The 3,491-nt window shown below is 57.9% G+C and carries 5 protein-coding genes; 1 reads left to right on the plus strand and 4 read right to left on the minus strand.

What is annotated here, in order from left to right:
- Positions 1-979 (plus strand): AMP-binding enzyme (locus tag AC1D0Z_RS17890; protein ID WP_477659546.1); only part of this gene is annotated, 979 nt, incomplete at its 5' end.
- 124 nt (positions 980-1,103) lie between these two features.
- On the opposite strand, the gene AC1D0Z_RS17895 is transcribed toward AC1D0Z_RS17890, so the two are convergent.
- The 4 genes from AC1D0Z_RS17895 to AC1D0Z_RS17910 form a co-directional block, all read right to left on the minus strand.
- Entirely contained in the window at positions 1,104-1,490 is a 387-nt protein-coding gene (locus tag AC1D0Z_RS17895) for a hypothetical protein (RefSeq protein ID WP_477659547.1), read from the minus strand.
- A 123-nt stretch (positions 1,491-1,613) separates the two neighbouring features.
- On the minus strand, positions 1,614-2,099 hold the full coding sequence (locus AC1D0Z_RS17900) for a hypothetical protein (RefSeq protein WP_477659548.1): 486 nt from the start codon (positions 2,097-2,099) through the stop codon (positions 1,614-1,616).
- A gap of 37 nt (positions 2,100-2,136) precedes the next feature.
- Positions 2,137-2,820 carry a hypothetical protein gene (locus AC1D0Z_RS17905; protein WP_477659549.1) on the minus strand — a complete coding sequence of 228 codons (684 nt, stop codon included), beginning with the start codon at positions 2,818-2,820 and terminating at the stop codon, positions 2,137-2,139.
- Positions 2,821-2,852: 32 nt separating this feature from the next.
- Positions 2,853-3,491, minus strand: a 639-nt coding sequence (locus tag AC1D0Z_RS17910; RefSeq protein ID WP_477659550.1) for a lysostaphin resistance A-like protein, incomplete at its 5' end; no start/stop codon positions are given.

Here is a 3,491-nt window from a genome sequence, read left to right on the forward strand (position 1 = left end):
CACGCAGGGCATGGACAAGCAGCCCAACGGCGCCATCTGGTGGAGCCTGGTCGAAAAATACAAAGTCACCGGCATGTTCAGCGCGCCCACCGCCGTGCGCGTGCTGAAAAAGCAGGACCCGGCCCTGCTGAAAAAGCACGACCTCTCCAGCCTGCGCGCCTTCTTCCTTGCCGGCGAACCGCTTGATGAACCGACAGCCCGCTGGATCAGCGAGGGCCTGAACGTGCCCATCATCGACAACTACTGGCAGACCGAATCGGGCTGGCCCATCATCACGATTGCCAACGGTGTTGAAAAGAAGGCCAGCAAGTTCGGCAGCCCCGGCGTGCCCATGTACGGCTACAAGGTCAAAATCTTGCACGAATCCACCGGCGAAGAACTGACCCAGCCCAATGAAAAAGGCGTCGTCGTCATCGAAGGCCCAACGCCGCCCGGTTTTATGCAAACCATCTGGAAGGATGACGCCCGCTTCGTCAACACCTACTGGAAGAGCGTTCCCGGCAAGCAGGTCTACAGCACCTTCGACTGGGGCATTCGCGACGAAGACGGTTACTACTTCATCCTGGGTCGCACCGACGACGTGATCAACGTGGCCGGCCATCGCCTGGGCACACGAGAGATTGAAGAAAGCATTTCAGGCCATGCCGGCGTTGCGGAGGTGGCCGTGATCGGCGTGGCCGACCAGCTCAAGGGCCAGGTCGCCATGGCTTTTGCAGTGCCCAAGGATTCGGGCGTGCTGGCCGACAAGGCGGCGGCGATGAAGCTGGAAGGCGAGATCATGAAACGCGTGGACGGTGATCTGGGTGCAGTGGCACGCCCGTCGCGCGTGCACTTCGTATCAGCCCTGCCCAAAACCCGCAGCGGCAAGATGCTGCGCCGCGCGATTCAGGCGGTGTGCGAGGGCAGGGATCCGGGGGACTTGACGACGATGGATGACCCGGCGGCGCTGCAGCAGATTCGGGATCGGGTGGCTGGATAGGTTGTCGCCTCACCTCAGCACCACAGCACTACGGCACCGTTCGCTTTCGAACGAGTCGCGCCTCAAGCCTCTCGGGAATTGGAAGGCCCAGTTTGGCTAGTCGGCGCGAGCCCAATGGCCGTGGTCAACCTGTTACCCGCGGCAGAAACAGATTGGTGAGGCGCAGCACACGACCTTGCGCAACACGTCTTTGACCTTCGTGGCAATAAAACGTTGTACCCACCTGAATGCGGTCGCGATGGACCTTTTCGCGCATTTCGTCTGCCAATACAACCATTCGCGCCGGTAGCTCGACGCCTGTAGGCAGAGGCGCATCGGCCGCCAGCGAGTCTTCATGCGCATCGTAAAAATCCGGATAAATCATGAAAAGGGTATCTGTGGTTTGATCGCTGGCGTACGAAAAATCCCAGCGGATGCCGTTAAAGGCCGGGGTGGAACGTCCTCCTTCGGCTGTGCTGAATATCCGGATGAKCGCCACAAAATCATCGGGCACGCTGTGCAGGCGCTTCACAATTTCGTATCCCGCAGGTTGAGCATCGTGTTGAATTGAAGGTCTTTGCAGCGGCCCGCCAGTTGCGATAACACAGCTTCGCCTGGGGCCGAGAACGCCTTGGCAAGGATGCGAAAGGCGTTGCTAGTCCGGTAAGGCAAGCGCCATGCCTTCCATCATGCCTTTCGCTTCTGGCTCCAGGGATTCTGTCCAGACGCGATTTCCGTTGGTAGCGGTGGGGCGGTTAAGGGTCTCCTGAACAAGAGCGCCAAGCAAACCAAAAAACTGGCCAAAGTCTCCTGCCGGCCGCGAAAAAGTCGCGAGCAGATAGAAAAACCGCCGTTCGTCTGCCTGTGCGCTGATCTCGGTAATGCGCTCCTGGCCTGCGGGGGTGGCGGCGATGAGCCGCCGGGCGCCGGGCGCGACGCCGATGGCTGTATAGCTATTCGGTGGCATGGTGGCCACTTTAACGCCATCCACCAGCACGGTCACTGTCTCCATATCTCCGGAAATTCTCACCAGATACAGCAGCGCTTGCCCCGGCATGGGATCTTGTAACTGTATTTCTTTTGGCTGCGGTGTGGCCGTAGCTGCGGGGGGATTGGCCCAGGCGCAGACACTCGCAATCAAAAGTAGTCCTGTCAGTGCACGTCGGATCATCTTGGCCTCAAGTACCCACCGCCACAGTAGCCAGCAATAGTTCTGTTGCCTCCTGGATAACCGGGCCCGCCAAGGGTTCGCGCTGCATCACGGCCATGGGACCTTCACCGAAGTACAAGCCATCTGACACCAGAAAGCTCAAGCGTACATTGCCCGGGTTGGGTGGACCAAGGCGTGGCTTGTCCCAAGGGCCGATGCGGGAAACGATGTGCTCAGATGCTGCGAACAGGCGCTTGACCATGGGCAGGAAACTATCAATTCCTTCAACGATGACGAGCTTTCCGGACTGATTGACGTAGCGAACTCCACCTTCCGAAAAGGCGGCCAGCGCGTCCAGGCCACCGGCAAGGGGAACTTCGATGATGACGCCGAGCAGGACTTTGGGCGGGACTGCTTTGCCGGCCTGCCTGAGCTTTGAGAAGGCCAGGTATCGTACCCGTCCTTCCTGCAAGGTGTCGCCTGCCAAGGTCTGCAGTTGAGGCACGTCGGCGGGCACCGAGAAGAGTGTGGTCTGCCAGGGGGTTTGTTTCTGCCCCGGGGATGCATTGAAAGCGGCGGCGTCGTCGCAAAACAGCAGGTTATAGATGGCATTGGCGGCATCGCTGGCGTAAGGCGTGTACGGTGGATTGGCCGCTGCCGCACTGGAGGGCGCACTGCCCAAGCCTACGGAGGCGAGAAATTTTTTAAGCATGAATGGCCCTTGTGGTGAAGCTTGATGCTGCACTAGGACGACAAGGTTCTGCCACGAAGCGTGAACTGGAGCGCAGATGCACCTACAAAAGCCAGAAAAAAAGCGCCAATCCAGATGGAGAGTGGCAAGTCACTCAAAAAGGCTATGTTGCCGGATTTTTCGCTGAAGTTTTGACAGATGAATGAAATCGTCGAGTTGTACATGCAGTGAAGCGCAATGCATGGCCATAGGGACCTGCTTCGTTCATAAAGCCAGGCAAGGATGGATCCGGCAATCAATCCCACCATGAACTGGTAAATATTCAGATGAGCGGCACCAAACAACGCCGCTGAGGCAAAAATAGCGAACTTCCTGGGGTATTGCGCCAGAAAACTGCGCACGATAATGCCGCGAAAAAGCATTTCTTCCAGAACGGGAGCCAAGATGCAGACCGTGATGACAGACATGGGATCGTTCGCCATCATTCGCTGGAACATCATTTCCTGTGATCTTGACAAGGGGAATGCCGAGACCATCACTGCRTCTACTGACATCATGGCCAACACCAGTGCAGGAATGAGCAAGGCGACAGGAAGCGTCAACAGGATGATGGTAGCGCTTGCAGAATTTCGGGACGCATGAAACAGGGTCCGATAGCCCAGTTGCTTGTGATGCAGGACAAGGCTAAAGAC

Source organism: Polaromonas sp. P1_E3 (assembly GCF_056405935.1).

Bases quoted from the DNA above. Each gene is read 5' to 3' on its own strand.
- AC1D0Z_RS17905 (WP_477659549.1), bottom strand. From the start codon at position 2,820: ATGCTTAAAAAATTTCTCGCCTCCGTAGGCTTGGGCAGTGCGCCCTCC.